9 protein-coding genes are annotated in these 14,690 nt (G+C 69.3%); 6 read left to right on the top strand and 3 right to left on the bottom strand.

The features are described from left to right. Positions 1 to 26: 26 nt before the first annotated feature. Positions 27 to 1,256 carry a hypothetical protein gene (locus E5CHR_RS05095; protein ID WP_232061959.1) on the bottom strand — a complete coding sequence of 410 codons (1,230 nt, stop codon included), beginning with the start codon at positions 1,254 to 1,256 and terminating at the stop codon, positions 27 to 29. 240 nt (positions 1,257 to 1,496) lie between these two features. Between E5CHR_RS05095 and E5CHR_RS05090 the strand changes: the two genes are divergently transcribed. Continuing rightward, the gene (locus E5CHR_RS05090) at positions 1,497 to 1,685 is read left to right on the top strand and encodes a hypothetical protein (RefSeq protein WP_162577768.1); all 189 of its coding nucleotides are present in this window, start codon (positions 1,497 to 1,499) and stop codon (positions 1,683 to 1,685) included. Positions 1,686 to 1,703: 18 nt separating this feature from the next. Here the strand turns inward: E5CHR_RS05090 and E5CHR_RS05085 are convergent, their stop codons facing one another. After that, on the bottom strand, positions 1,704 to 2,588 hold the full coding sequence (locus E5CHR_RS05085; protein WP_162578678.1) for a TauD/TfdA dioxygenase family protein: 885 nt from the start codon (positions 2,586 to 2,588) through the stop codon (positions 1,704 to 1,706). A 145-nt stretch (positions 2,589 to 2,733) separates the two neighbouring features. Then, entirely contained in the window at positions 2,734 to 3,834 is a 1,101-nt protein-coding gene (locus E5CHR_RS05080; protein ID WP_162578677.1) for a class I SAM-dependent methyltransferase, read from the bottom strand. Positions 3,835 to 3,854: 20 nt separating this feature from the next. Here E5CHR_RS05080 and E5CHR_RS05075 point away from each other — a divergent pair, with 20 nt between their 5' ends. The 5 genes from E5CHR_RS05075 (at position 3,855) to E5CHR_RS05055 (ending at position 14,682) form a co-directional block, all read left to right on the top strand. Next, the gene (locus tag E5CHR_RS05075; RefSeq protein WP_162578676.1) at positions 3,855 to 4,646 is read left to right on the top strand and encodes an SDR family oxidoreductase; all 792 of its coding nucleotides are present in this window, start codon (positions 3,855 to 3,857) and stop codon (positions 4,644 to 4,646) included. Then, on the top strand, positions 4,643 to 5,032 hold the full coding sequence (locus E5CHR_RS05070) for a dihydroneopterin aldolase (RefSeq protein WP_162578675.1): 390 nt from the start codon (positions 4,643 to 4,645) through the stop codon (positions 5,030 to 5,032). Before E5CHR_RS05075 ends, E5CHR_RS05070 begins: the two co-directional genes overlap by 4 nt. Before the next feature lie 89 nt (positions 5,033 to 5,121). After that, positions 5,122 to 6,036, top strand: a complete 915-nt coding sequence (gene ttcA, locus E5CHR_RS05065) for a tRNA 2-thiocytidine(32) synthetase TtcA (RefSeq protein ID WP_162578674.1) — start codon at positions 5,122 to 5,124, stop codon at positions 6,034 to 6,036. Positions 6,037 to 6,313: 277 nt separating this feature from the next. Beyond that, the gene (locus E5CHR_RS05060; RefSeq protein WP_162578673.1) at positions 6,314 to 6,955 is read left to right on the top strand and encodes a histidine phosphatase family protein; all 642 of its coding nucleotides are present in this window, start codon (positions 6,314 to 6,316) and stop codon (positions 6,953 to 6,955) included. A gap of 380 nt (positions 6,956 to 7,335) precedes the next feature. Further along, entirely contained in the window at positions 7,336 to 14,682 is a 7,347-nt protein-coding gene (locus E5CHR_RS05055; RefSeq protein WP_162578672.1) for a polyketide synthase, read from the top strand. Positions 14,683 to 14,690: the final 8 nt, after the last annotated feature.

The raw sequence follows: 14,690 nt of genomic DNA, 5'->3' as shown, positions 1-14,690 counted from the left end.
TTCGGCTGGCGTCCGGCTGGCCAAGGCTAACTCAGGCCGTCGCGCACGGCAGACAGCAAGTCGAGCGGATGCACCATGGCCTCCCGCACCCGCTTCGCGGTTTCGTACTGGTACAACGCCGAGCGCAATCGAGGTTCTTTCGCCAGGGCGCTCCACACCGGAAGAAGATCCGAGTCGGCGGGCGCCTCGCCGCCAGCGAGCCTGCATGCGAATGCGACGCTTGCGGGCTCGCCGAGCAGAACCGCCCTCGTCGCCGCACTCAAGAACGGCGCATGCGATCCGGCCGGTGCGCAACAGCAGTAGATCACGTGGGGCGGCAGCCAATGCCCGGCGGGCCGGAGCGCGCACAGGGACATGCCTGAAACGTGCGTTTCGCCGGCTTCCGAAGCAAAGGCATACGTCCGGCCGGGGTCGGCATCCGCGAGTCGCCGCAAGCCGCGCAGAAGTCGCGAGAAGTCGGATGTCGCAGCGGCGGGCGATGCCTTGATCTCGGCAAGAAGAGCGATCTCTTCGGCGCCATCCTGGCCGCTTCGCACGATCACCGCGTCCCATTCGTCCTTCGCCTTGTTCCTCTGTCCCGGGAAGCCTCGCGGGGGGCGAAGGCTGCGCACGACGCGATAGGCGGCGCCTTGTTCCCGATGCCGGTTCAGCAGGTCGGCGATGGCGCCGAAAGCCTGCACGGTGATGTGCTCGGCCGCCTCGCCCAGGCGCGCCGACGCGCGACCCGACGCGGCCGCGGCATCGCTACCCGCCAGCGGCCCTCTTCGTTCGCTCAGCTGCAGGTAACGTTGCACGGCTTCATTGCGCAGCAATGCACCGCCATGCGCAAGGCGCTGCAGCGCTGGGCTGGATCGGAGCCCCTCCAGCAGCAAACGCATCTGCTCTCCTGCCGTCATGTCCGGCGCAAGCGGCTGCTGGGTCGCCGTGGCAAGCTCGGCCCAGGCACCGTCGGCGGCGAGACGGTGCAAGCGGGCCAGCGCATCGCGCATCGCGCCGGCCGGCATGCCGCGAAGCTTGCCGGGATGTCCGATGGCATCCGTGGCGGCACGAACGGCGCGGCGGTCGCTCGCGAGCTGCGCAGCCAAGCGCACATGCGCGCGAACCTCCGCGCTCTGCGCCTGGAGCACGAGTGCCTGGAATGCCGGATCGCCGCCTTCCGGTGCGAGCGCCCGGCGGATCAACCCGGCAAGGGCGTGCGCAAAAAAATCATTCATGGAAGCCGGCGCCGCCGATCCGCATTCCTGCGTGGCGCGCAAGGCCTCGAGCGCAAAGGCAAGTGCGGCATCCACGCCGATCCGCGCGGCCGCCTCGGCGTCCGCGGGCAACGGCGGCATGCGGTACCTGCGCGGCGCGGCGCGCAGGGCGGCCAGAAGGAATGTGTCGAGATCCTGCAATCGCGCTTCGGGCCCAGGTGCCCGCCTGTTCCACGCTGGTGAATACGATCCTACAGGCGCAGCCTGCACGCGCCCGCAGCGGACGTCTGAACGGCGTCCACCATGCTGGAACGGCTCTTTCGCCGCACCCCCTCGGACACCGGTAACAACGCACGCCGCTGCGGAACCTGGAAGGCGACGGGCGGCGACAGCGGCAAACTCGGGCCACCCTCCGAGCAGTTGTCGGGCAGCAACCAACCGCGCGAGAAGGATCCGCCCGGCACGACGGGGGGCCCGAGCGGCGGCGCTTGAAAGGCCGGCACTTGAAGCTCAGAAAGGCGCATCGCCCTCGACGGTGGTGCGGTAGAGCTTGCGCCGCAGGTGGTCGGGCGTGCCCGCCGCAAAATGCATCAGCGAGCGGTTGTCCCAGAACACCAGGTCGTGCGGTGCCCAGCGGTGGCGGTAGACGTACTCGGGCTTCACGCTGTGGGCAAATAGCTCGGCCAGCAGTGCGTCGCTCTCGTCCTGCGGCAGCCCGACGATGCGGGTCGTGAAGTGCTCGCTGACGAACAGCGCCTTGCGGCCGGTCTCGGGATGGGTACGCACCACCGGCTGCACGGCAGGCGCGACCTGGTCGATCTGGGCCTGCGAGAGCTTGGGGCGCCAGGGATTCTTCGCGCGCAGCTCCTCGTACTTCGCGAGATAGCTGTGCTGGGCCCTGAGCGGCAGGACGCGCTGCTGCATGGCTGGACTCAGCCCCTCCCAGGCCAGGTGCTGGTCGGCAAAGAGGGTGTCGCCGCCTTCGCTCGGCAACTCCTGCGCATGCAGCAGCGAGCCCAGGCTGGGCTTGGGCTTGTACGAGATGTCCGAATGCCAGTAGGCGCCGGCATCACCGAGGCCCAGCGGCTCGCCATCGGGCTTCTTGATGTTGGAGACGATGAGGATTTCGGGATGGCCAGCGAGGTGGAACTGGTGCAGCACGTGGATCTCGAGCGGACCGAAGCGGCGGCTGAAGTCGATGTGCTGGTCGGGCGTGATTCGCTGGTCGCGGAAGACCAGCACATGGTGGTCCAGGTGCGCGCGATGAATGCGGGCGAAGTCGGCGGTACCGATCGGCTTGGCAAGGTCCAGCCCGATCACTTCGGCGCCCACGGGCGCATCGAAGCGGCGTATCTCGAAATCCTGGGTCGAGGCAGTCAAGGTGGCAGCAGTCATTCGATCGATCCGTCGTGGATTTCGCTACTGTAGGAGCCAGGCCGGCTGTTGCCAACGCAGGGATGGTTGGCAGCTCACTGGAGCACCTTCGCCTTTGGCTGCGGTGCTATTCGCCTTCGGAGCGGCCGTGCTTCTCATGGCCGCATCACAGCGTATGGCTCCGGTCGCCTTCGGCAAAGCCGATCGCGTCCCAGCCGTCGCCGGCCGCGAAGCCGATCACCTTGAACAGCTCGCCCATCTCGTGCTCATGGATCAGCCGCGCCGCCAGCGTGCGCTCGGCAAGCGAAGCCTCTTCCATCATCGGCAGGAGGCCGGCATTGAGCAGGAACCTTGCCTGGCTGGTGTAGCCGAGTACCGCCAGGCCGGCGTCCTGCCCGGCCAAAGCGATGCCGGTGAAATCGACATGGGCGGTGATGTCCTTGGCGCCGACATGGGCCAGCGGATCGGCATCGGCCTGGTGGCCACGGTGGCACATCACCGTGCCCATGTGGCGCTGCGGGTGGTAGTACTCGGCCTCGGGAAAGCCGTAGTCGACGAAGAAGGCAGCGCCTTGTTCAAGGCGCTCCGCCAAAGTCGCGATGAAGGCGCGGGCCTGCGGGTGGATCTCGGTCAGGTAGTCGTGCACGCCGGCAATCTCCACCGGCGGACGCAGTTCGGTCGGGCGGTCTTGCCAGCCAAACCCCACATCCTGCGCGATCACCCCGCGCTCGAGCCACGCCCCGCCGCGGCGCGCCAGCAACTGGACCGGCATCGCGTCGAGCACTTCGTTGCCCACCACCACGCCGCGCATCCGAGCCGGCAGCTCCGAGAGCCATTCGACCTTGGCGGCCCAGGGCACGAGCGCCTGCTGCTGGCGCTCGCGCAAGGTGCCGGACAGGTCGACGATGCGGTAGCGCGCGACGCGTTCGCCCAGTGCCCCAAGCAGCTGCGCCGCCAGCGCGCCCGAGCCGGCGCCGAACTCCCAGATCTCGTCGGTGCCGGTGCGATCGAGCGCCTCGGCCAACTGAAGCGCCAGCGTCCTGCCGAAGAGCGGCGTGAGCTCGGGCGCAGTGACGAAATCGCTGCCCGAGCCGGGCATGCGGCCGAACTTGCGGCTCGCATTGGCGTAGTAGCCCAGGCCCGGCGCGTACAAGGCCAGGGCCATGAAGCGGTCGAAGGACAGCCAGCCGCCGTCGCGCTGCAAGGCGGCGTCGATAATCCGGGTCAGGGGGTTGTTGGCGCGCGCCGCGCCCAGCTCCTCGTTCATAAGACAGGAAATCTATCAGCATGCGCGAATCCACCCCACGCCCCGGCGTGCTCGTGACCGGCGGCGGCCGACGGCTCGGCGCCGCGCTCTGCGAGGCCTTCGCGCGCGCAGGCTGGCCGGTGTGGTGCCAGTACCGCGCCTCGCGGCAAGAGGCCGAGGCGTTGTGCGCCCAGCTGCGCGGCGAAGGGCATCGGGCCACGGCGGTCGAGGCGGACATCGGCAGTGCCGCGGGGCGGCGCACCCTGCTCGATCGCCTCGAGGGACCCCTCGGGTGCATCGTCAACAACGCCTCGGCCTTCGAGCCCGACACCGGCCTGGACTTCGACGAGGCAACCGCCCTGCGCCAGATCGGAGTCAACCTGATGGCGCCGCTGGACTTCGCGCGCCTGCTGGCCCAGCGCGCCACGGGGGGCGACGGCATCGACCGCTGCGCGATCCACATCCTCGACCAGAAAGTCCACAACCTGAACCCCGACTACTTCTCGTACACCGTGTCCAAGCTGGCACTCGAGCGCGCGGTGGCGCTGCAGGCCCAGTCGCTGGCGCCGGCGGTGCGCGTGTGCGGCGTGGCGCCGGGCATTCTCTACCGCAGCGGGCCGCAGGAGGAGGACAACTTCCAGCAGGCAGCGCGCGCCAACCTGCTGCGCCGGCCCATCGATCCGGCCGATGTCGCGCGCACCTGCGTCTTCCTCGCCGGCACGCCCAGCGTGACCGGCAGCACCCTCGACGTGGACAACGGCCAGCACCTGGTGCCGCTGCCGCGCGACATCATGTTCGTCGTCGACGAGCTGCTGAAAGCACCCTCCCCATGAGCTCAACCTCCAACGACCTGCTGCTGAGTACCTGCCGGCGCCTCTTCCTGCGCGACTACGAGGTCTGGATCAACATCGGCGTGCACGAGTTCGAAAAGCGCGCCGAGCAGCGCGTGGTGATCAACGTCGACCTGTACGTGCCGCTGGACGTCTCCACGCCCAAGGCCGATGAGCTCGACGAGGTGGTCGACTACGACTTCATCCGCCGCACGGTGGCCACTCGGCTGTCCAAGGGGCACATCCACTTGCAGGAAACGCTGTGTGACGACATCCTCACGCAAGTGCTCTTGCATCCCAAGGTGCAGGCCGCGCGCGTGTCCACCGCGAAGCCCGACGTGTATCCCGACTGCGCGGCAGTCGGAGTTGAAGTTTTCAGGAGCAAGTGAATGGCTCCCCCCAGGGTGGCTCACTTCGTGTAGCCGCCCACCCCCTCACCTGAATATTTCTTGTTGGCTGTATTTGAAAGCGTTGCACCATGAGTGCTCTTTGGACTGACGTCGAAACCGAGTCGCCTCGCGACACATCGCTCAGGATCGAGCGCGAGACCCACAAGCTGGAAAAGCGGCTGTGTCGCGAGGTCGGCCGCGCCATCTTCGACTACAACATGATCGAGGCGGGCGACAAGGTCATGGTGTGCGTCTCCGGCGGCAAGGACAGCTACGCGCTGCTGGACATCCTGCTCAAGCTGCGTGCCCGCGCGCCGGTGCACTTCGACATCGTCGCGGTCAACCTCGACCAGAAGCAGCCCGGCTTTCCCGAAGAGGTGCTGCCCACCTACCTGAAGGCGCTGGGCGTGCCCTTCCACATCGAGGAGCAGGACACCTACTCGATCGTCAAGCGCGTCATTCCCGAGGGCAAGACCACCTGCGGCCTGTGCAGCCGGCTGCGCCGCGGCATCCTCTACCGCGTGGCCGACGAACTGGGCGCCACCAAGGTCGCGCTGGGCCATCACCGCGACGACATGCTGCAGACCTTCTTCCTCAACATGTTCTTCGCCGGCAAGCTCAAGTCGATGCCGCCGAAGCTGGTGAGCGACGACGGCCGGCACATCGTGATCCGCCCGCTGGCCTACGTGGCTGAAAAGGACCTGGTGCGCTGGGCACGGCATCGCGCCTTTCCGATCATTCCGTGCACGCTCTGCGGCAGCCAGGAGAACCTGCAGCGCAAGCAGGTGGGCGAGATGCTGCGTGAGTGGGAGCGCAAGCACCCCGGGCGCATCGAGAACATGTTCAACGCGCTGCAGAACGTGGTGCACTCGCACCTGCTGGACGGAACGGCCTTCGACTTCAAGGGTCTGAGGACGACCGGCGTCGCTGATGAGGAAGGTGACAAGGCCTTCGATCCGCCGGATTTTCCGCCGCCCTCGCCCCTTCGCGTCGTGCAGCTCTGACGGCGGGGCTCCACGGGAGCCCGGCGCCTGCGAGGAGATCCCGCATGAAACGCACGCTTGCCATCCTCGCCCTTGCATTGGCCTCGAAGGCTGCGCCACCCGCTTCGAAGGTGTTGGCCTGCATCGCGACGACGCGCATGCGGCTAGGCTGGCGGCGATGTTCCAGGCCGCGCTGCAGGGATTCCCCGACCCGCCGGCGGGCGAACGACGGGTGGACCTCGAGATCCCCAGCGGAAGGAACTGAGGTTCCGGGCCCGCCCCTCCTAGAATCTTCCCGATGGAGGCCACTCGACTCATCGCCGTGCGTCACGGCGAAACTGCCTGGAACGTCGACACCCGGATTCAGGGCCAGCTCGACATCGGCCTGAACGAGACCGGCCTCTGGCAGGCCCGGCGCGTCGGGAAGGCGCTTGCGGATGAGCCGATCGCCGCCATCTACGCCAGCGACCTGGCACGTGCCTGGCAGACCGCCCTCGAGATCGCGCAACCACGCGGCATCCCAGTGCAGCCCGAGCCCGGGCTTCGCGAGCGGGCCTTCGGCCACTTCGAGGGCCGCACCTTTGCCGACATCGACGCCTCGCTGCCCGAGCAGGCCCGCCTCTGGCGCACCCGCGACCCGGCGTTCGCGCCGGAGGGCGGCGGCGAATCACTGCTGGCCTTCAGGGAGCGGGTGACGGGCATCGCCGGGCAGCTTGCGCAGCGGCATCCCGGCGAATTGGTGGTTCTGGTGGCGCACGGCGGTGTCATGGACGTGCTCTACCGCGCCGCCACCCGCCAGGAACTCCAGGCGCCGCGCACCTGGCACCTGGGCAATGCCGCCATCAACCGGCTCCTCTGGACCCCTCAGGGCTTCTCGCTCGTGGGCTGGGGCGACGTAGGGCACCTCGACCAGGGCACGCTGGACGAAGCGACGATTTGACCCATTCCCGGGTGGGCGGGTTTTAAATAGAACTTTTCTATGAGTTTTTGCCCATTTCGGGGCAGTCGCCGTAGCCTCTTTGTATTCAATTTGTAAAAACGCGGGCAGAATCGTGTCTGACTGAGGTTCTGGCTGACACGCCAAGCGCAACCAAATGCGTCCAGTGTTGCAGGGCATCCAAACGGCATAGGCGGCCGGCATGGCTTTCGTACGGTGGCGCCGGCCGCCGTCCCGGAGCACTATCGGCGCTGCGCGGTTTGAATGCTTTGTAATTACCGGTCGCAGGGGCGAATAGTGTGTCGCAGAACCGACGTCGCGATATCGACACACACACGGGGTTACGAAGAGCAAGGGCCTGTTCAATGCGAAGTCAACAGTTCATGGAACACGAACCTCTTCCCCCCTCCGCGGCCGAGACCGGCGGGCTGACGCTCGCCGACCTGTTCGCTCCGCGTGCAGGCAAACCGGCGCAGGCCGCGCGGCAGACCTCCAGCCTCGAGGTTCTACCCGCGCTGGCGGCGCACTGGGCGGTGGAAGCCCGACAGGGCGGTTACCTCGCCGACACACTGTTCGCTGCGGCCTGGCTCCTGCTGCAATCCCGCTGGCTGGACACGCGATCGGTAGAGCTCCACGAGGCGCTGGACAACGGTGCCTCGGCGCGGTTCACGCTGCACTGCAATCCGGACAGCTCCGCCTGGCAGTGGGTTGCCGAAGTGGACCGCGCGCGCCGGAACGCCCCTCCTGCAGAGGCCTCGTCCAGCGCTTTCGCGCGCTGGCTGCGCGAAGGCACGCTCCAAGAATCCACCGGGACGGCCACGCTCGAGCTGGGCGTCCACACACCCGCCGGCCGGCCGGCAGCGCTGCGGCTGACCGGGGCCGGCGCGCTGCTGGACAGCAGGACCGAGACCAGCCTGCTGCTCGCCGTGGCAGAAGCAGCCGCCGATCTGCTCGACCACCCCGAGGCTCGGCTGCGCGAGATCCGCACCCTGGCTGCCGCGGACCGGCAGCAACAGCTCGAAGCCTGGAACACCCGGCCCGGCGCTTTCGACCCGGCGCTGAGCGTCCACGCCCTGTTCGAACGCCAGGTCGCCACGCGCGGCGACGCCGTCGCGCTGATCGGCGAGACCGGCGCGCAAAGTTATCGTGAGCTGGACCTGCAGGCCGAATCGCTGGCCCGCCGCCTGCAGGCGCGCGGCGTGCGTGCCGGCCATACCGTGGGTGTGATGCTCGACCGCTCGAGCGCTGCCGTGGTGGCGCTGCTCGGCATCCTGAAGGCCGGCGCGGCCTATGTGCCGGTGCAACCCGACTTCCCGGCCGAGCGCATTGCGTTCATGCTGGCGCATGCCGATGTGAGGCTGGTCGTGACTCAGGCGGCCTACAAGGCGCTGGTGCCCGCCGAGCGGCCGCTGCTGGCGATCGACGAGCAGGGCACAGGCGCCGAAGCCACGCTTGCGCCCTTGGCGCCGGCCGCCGCGAATGGCGAATCCCTTGCCTACGTCATGTACACGTCCGGGTCCACCGGCACGCCCAAGGGCATCGAGATCTGCCATCGCTCGATCCTGCGGCTGGTGGTCGATGCGAACTACGTCGAGCTGCCGGCCGGCGAGGCCATGCTGCATGCGGCGCCACTCGGCTTCGACGCGTCGACGCTGGAGATCTGGGGCCCGCTCCTCAACGGTGGCATCTGCGTGGTGCATGACGAAAAGGTGCCCAGCGGTGCAGGCCTGGCGCGCACGATCGCCCGGCACCAGGTCAAGACCGCCTGGCTGACCGCGGGCCTGTTCAACGCCGTGATCGACGACGACCCGGCGCAGCTCGCCGGCCTGCGGCAGCTGCTGACGGGCGGCGAGGCGCTGTCGGTGCCGCACGTGCGGCACGCGCTCGAAGCCCTGCCGGGCACCACGCTGATCAACGGCTACGGCCCGACCGAGTGCACCACCTTCGCTGCCACCCACCGCATTCCGCGCGACCTGCCGGCCGATGCGCGCTCGGTGCCGATCGGCCGTCCCATCAACGAGACCGTGCTGCGGGTGCTGAGCCCCTCCATGGCGCTGTTGCCCTCCGGCCTGGTCGGCGAGCTGTGCATCGGCGGGCGCGGCCTGGCGCGTGGCTACCTGCAGAACCCGGCGCTCACCGCGGAGCGCTTCGTGGCCGATCCCTTTGCCGACGGCGAGCGCCTCTATCGCACCGGCGACCAGGTGCGCTGGCTGCCGGATGGCACCATCGAATACATCGGCCGCATCGACGGTCAGGTGAAGATCCGCGGCCATCGCATCGAGACCGGCGAGATCGAGACCGCGTTGCTGGCCCACCCGGCCCTCAAGTCCTGCGCGGTGGTGCCGCAAAAGGACGCGGCCGGCCGCTTGCGCCTGGTCGCCTATCTGGTGGCCCGCGGCACCGAACTGCCCTGGAATGCGCTGCGCCAGCACCTGGCCGAGCGTCTGCCCGAGCCGATGATTCCTTCGGCCGCCGTGTGGCTCGCGCAGTTGCCCGTCACGACCAACGGCAAGCTCGACCGCCGCGCCCTGCCCGAGCCGGCACGCCAGCGTCCCGAACTCGCGCAGCCCTATGCGGAAGCCCGCAACGAGACCGAGCGCCAGGTCTGCAGTGCCTTTGCCCGCGCGCTGGGCATCGACCTGGTCGGGCGAGACGACAACTTCTTCGACCTGGGGGGCGATTCGCTGCTGGTGCTGCGCGTCCTCAAGGACCTGCAGCAGGGCAGCACGCGCCGCCTCAGCACCAACCTGTTCTTCCGCCAGCCCACGCCCGCCGCGCTCGCGGCCGACCTGCAGGCCACGCAGACCCCTGCTGCCGTGCCGGCCCCTGCCGAACGCGCGCCGGCCCGGCCGGCAGCCGGCGCGGACAGCGAAGCCGTGGCCCTCGTGGCAATGGCCGGCCGCTTCCCCGGCGCCGCCGATGTCGAGCAGTTCTGGGACAACCTGATGGCCGGGCGCGAGTCGATCAGCTTCTTCGACGACGCGACGCTCGATGCCGGCGTGAGTGCCGCGCTGCGCGCCGACCCGCTGTACGTGCGCGCCCGCGGCGTGCTCGAGGGCATCGAGAACTTCGACGCGGCCTTCTTCGGCATCAACCCGAAGGAAGCCGAGCTGATGGACCCGCAGCAGCGCGTCTTCCTCGAGATCTGCTGGGAATGCCTGGAGCGCGGCGGCTACGTGCCCGACCAGGCGCCGGGGCCGGTCGGCGTCTACGCCGGCATGTACAACGCCAGCTACTTCCAGCGCCACGTGACCACGCGGCCCGACCTGGTCGAGATGGTCGGCGAGTTCCAGGTGATGCTGGGCAACGAGAAGGACTACATCACCACCCGCGTCGCGAACAAGCTCAACCTCACCGGCCCGGCCGTCAGCGTGCACACCGCCTGCTCGACCTCGCTGGTGGCGGTGGCCCAGGCCTTCCACGCGCTGCGCACCGGGCAGTGCCGCATGGCGCTGGCCGGCGGCGCCTCGGTCACCTGCCCGCCAAGGAGCGGCTATCTCTACAACGAGGGCTCGATGCTCTCGCCCGACGGCCACACGCGCAGCTTCGATGCCAAGGCCAAGGGCACGGTCTTCAGCGACGGCGCGACGGTGGTGCTGCTCAAGCGCCTGTCCGACGCGATCGCCGACGGCGACACCATCTACGCCGTGCTGCGCGGCGCGGCCGTCAACAACGACGGCGGCGCCAAGGCCAGCTTCACCGCACCGAGCGTGGACGGCCAGGCCGCGGTGATCGAGGCCGCGCTGGCGCAGTCCGGCGTCGAAGCGCGCAACATCTCCTACGTCGAGACGCACGGCACCGCCACGCCGATGGGCGACCCGATCGAGGTCGAAGGCCTGGTGCGCGCCTATGCCGCGCACACGTCCGACAAAGGCTTCTGCACCATCGGCTCGCTCAAGAGCAACGTGGGCCACATGGTCACGGCCGCCGGCGCCGCGGGGCTGATCAAGACCGCGCTCGCGCTGCACTGCGAGGCGATCCCGGCCAGCCTTCATTACGAGGCCCCGAACCCGGCCATCGACTTCGACGCCACGCCCTTCAGCGTCAACAGCCAGTTGCGCCCTTGGCCGCGCGGGGCCGCGCCCCGTCGCGCCGGCGTCAGCGCCTTCGGCGTGGGCGGCACCAACGCGCATGTGATCGTCGAAGAGGCGCCGCCTCGCGAGCCCTCCGATGCGGCCACCGGCCCGCAGCTGCTGGTGCTGTCGGCGCGCTCGCCGGCCGCGCTCGCGACAGCCGCAGCGCAACTGGCCGATCATCTCGACGCCCACCGCGAACTGCCGCTGGCCGACGTCGCGCACACCCTGCGCGTCGGCCGCAAGGCCTTCGCCCAGCGCGCCTGCGTCGTGGCCTCGACGCTCGACGAGGCCGTGGCCGCGCTGCGCACCGCCGATTCGCCCGCACGCGCCGCCGCCGCCGCTCCGGCATGGGTGCCGCAGCCGGTGTTCATGTTCCCGGGCCAGGGTGCGCAGTACGCGGGCATGGGCCTGGCGCTGCACGCCGCCGAGCCGGTGTTCCGCGCCGCCTTCGACGAGTGCCTGCAGGCTTTCGAGGGCGTGCTCGACTTCGACCTGCGCGCACGCATCGCCTCCGAAGATCCCGCCGCGCTCTCGCCCACCTCGGTGACCCAGCCGGCCACCTTCGCGCTCGAAGTCGCGCTGGCCCGGCAGTTGATGTCGCTTGGCGTGCAGCCGGCCGCGATGATCGGCCACAGCGTGGGCGAGTTTGCCGCCGCCGTGCTGGCCGGCGTGATGCGCCTGGAAGACGCCGCGCGGCTGGTCGCGCGCCGCGGCGCGCTGATGCAGGCGCAACCGGCGGGCATCATGCTCTCGGTGCGAATGGCCGCCGCCGAGCTGCTGCCGCTGCTGCCCGAAGGCATTTCGCTGGCCGCGGACAACGGTCCCGCGGTCTCGGTCGCCGCCGGGCCAGCCGACGCCATCGAGCAGCTGCGCGCCACGCTCGAGGCCAAGGGCATCGTCGCCCGGGCGCTGCAGACCTCCCATGCCTTCCACTCGGCAATGATGGAGCCCGCCGTCGCGCCCTTCGAGGCCCTGGTGGGCGAGCTCAGCCTTTCGGCACCGCGCCTGCCGATCTATTCCACGCTCACCGGCCGGCTGCTGACGGCCGGGGAAGCGACCGACCCGCGCTACTGGGCTCGCCATCTGCGCGAAACGGTGCGCTTCTCGCCCGCCGTGCGCGAGGTGCTGGCCCAGCTCGCGCATCCCCTCTTCGTCGAGCTCGGCCCGCGCAACACCCTGGCCACGCTGGTGCGCCAGCACGCGGGCAAGGCCCAGCCCGCGCCGGCTGTCTCGCTGCTGGCCGACCAGCCCGCGAGCGAATGCGCCGCCTGGCGGCTTGCCGCAGGCCGGCTGTGGGCGCAGGGCGCCGAGATCGATCTCTCGCCGCTGGACCGCCGTGCGCGCAAACACCGCGTGCGCCTGCCCACCACCCCCTTCGAGCGCAAGCGCTTCTGGGTCGACATCGCATCGTCGGCACCGGCAGCGCCCGTGCCCGCTTCTTCTTTCACACCTGAACCTGCACCCCAGGCCCTCTCGATTCCGGAGTTGACACCCATGTCCGTCGCAGCCGCCATTTCCCAACCGCCCGCGCGCCGCGCCTCGCTCGTCACCCGCCTGCGCGAGCTGTTCGAGAACCTCTCCGGCACCGACATGGCCGAGGTCGACGGCGCCGCGCCCTTCGTCGAGATCGGGCTGGACTCGCTCACGCTCACCCAGGCCGCGCTGCAGGTCAAGAAGACCTTCAAGGTCAACCTGAGCTTCCGCCAGCTGATGGAGAGCTATCGCAGCTTCGACGCGCTGGCCGAATTCCTCGATGCCACCCTGCCGCCGGAGGCCGCCCCTGCCATGCCGCCCGCGGCGCCGATGCCGGCCGCGGCTGCACCGCAACAGGCGGTCGCCGCGGTGCCGGCGACGCCAATGCCGGCGCTCCAGGTCCTGCAGCCCCTGCCTGCCACGGCGCAGGCCAGCGGCAGCCTGGTGCAGCAGGTCATCGCGCAACAGATGCTATTGATGCAACAGCAACTCGCATTGCTGTCGGCGGCGCCGACGGTGCCGGTCAGCCCTGCGCTGCCGGTGCCGGCGGTGGAGCAACCCACGCCCATGGCCTCCGCCGCGGCCACGGCGTCCAACACCCCCGAGCCGGCTGCCGAGGAACCGGCCCCGGCGCCGACGTACGACGTCAAGAAAGCCTTCGGTGCGATCGCGCGCATCCACACGCAAAGCAAGGAGCCGACCGAGCGCCAGAAGGCGCGGCTGGCCGCCTTCATGCGCCGCTACGTGGAGCGCACGCAGAAGAGCAAGGCCTTCACCGAGCACAACCGCTCGCACATGGCCGACCCGCGCGTGGTGAATGGCTTCCGGCCCGCGACCAAGGAGATCACCTACCAGATCGTGATCGAGCGTTCCAAGGGCTCCCGGATGTGGGACATCGACGGCAACGAGTACGTCGACACGCTCAATGGCTTCGGCATGAATCTCTTCGGCTGGACGCCCGACTTCATCAACGAGGCGATCAAGAAGCAGCTCGACCTGGGCTACGAGATCGGCCCGCAGCATCCGCTGGCCGCCGACGTGACCCGCCTGCTGTGCGAGCTCACCGGCTTCGACCGCGCAGGCCTGTGCAACACCGGCTCCGAAGCCGTGATGGCGGCGCTGCGCATTGCGCGCACCGTGACCGGCCGCAGCACGGTGGTGCTGTTCACCGGCTCCTACCACGGCACCTTCGACGAGGTGCTGGTGCGCGCCGGCCGCAGCGCCAAGGGCATGTCGGCCGCGCCGGGCGTGCTGCAGGGCATGTTCGGTGACGTGCGCGTGCTGGACTACGGCACGCCCGAGGCGCTCGAATTCATCCGCGCCAATGCCGACGACCTGGCCGCGGTGCTGGTCGAGCCGGTGCAGAGCCGCCGGCCCGACTTCCAGCCGCGCGAGTTCCTGCGCGAGGTGCGTGCAATCACCGAGAAGTCCGAGACCTGCCTGATCTTCGACGAGGTCATCACCGGTTTCCGCTGCGACCTGGGCGGGGCGCAGGCGCTGTTCGGCATCCGCGCCGACCTCGCCACCTACGGCAAGGTCCTGGGCGGCGGCATGCCCGTCGGCGTGATCGCCGGCAAGCGCACCTACATGGATGCGCTGGACGGCGGTCCGTGGCAGTACGGCGACGACTCGGTGCCCACCGTGGGCGTGACCTACTTCGCCGGCACCTTCGTGCGGCATCCGCTCGCGCTCGCGGCCTCCAAGGCCGCGCTTGAACACCTCAAGCAGGACAACAACAAGCTGCAGACGCAGCTCAACCTGCACACCGCCGCGATGGCCGACGAGCTCACGGCGTTCTGCCGCGAGGTGGGTGCACCGCTCGAGATCCGCTATTTCTCGTCGCTGTGGCGCGTGAGCTGGCTGGAAGACCATCCGCTGCAGGACCTGCTGTTCGCGATGATGCGCAGCCGCGGCGTGCACATCCTGGACAACTTCCCCTGCTTCATGACCACCGCTCACTCGCAGCAGGACATCGCGACCATCAAGTCGGCCTTCAAGGAATCGATCGCCGAGATGCAGGAAGCCGAGCTGCTGCCGCGCCGCGCGGCCCCCCGGATGGCGCTCGATCCGGCGCATCCTCCTACCCCCAACGCCCGCCTTGGACGCGACAAAGACGGGCAGCCCGCCTGGTTCGTGCCGGACCCGAAAGCCCAGGGCAAATTCACGAAGTACCAAGCATGAGCCGCCTC

The organism is Variovorax sp. PBS-H4 (assembly GCF_901827205.1).
Classification (GTDB): Bacteria; Pseudomonadota; Gammaproteobacteria; order Burkholderiales; family Burkholderiaceae_C; genus Variovorax.
The sequence above is the reverse complement of the archived record's forward strand: the minus strand, read 5'-3'. Positions and strand labels throughout refer to the sequence as shown.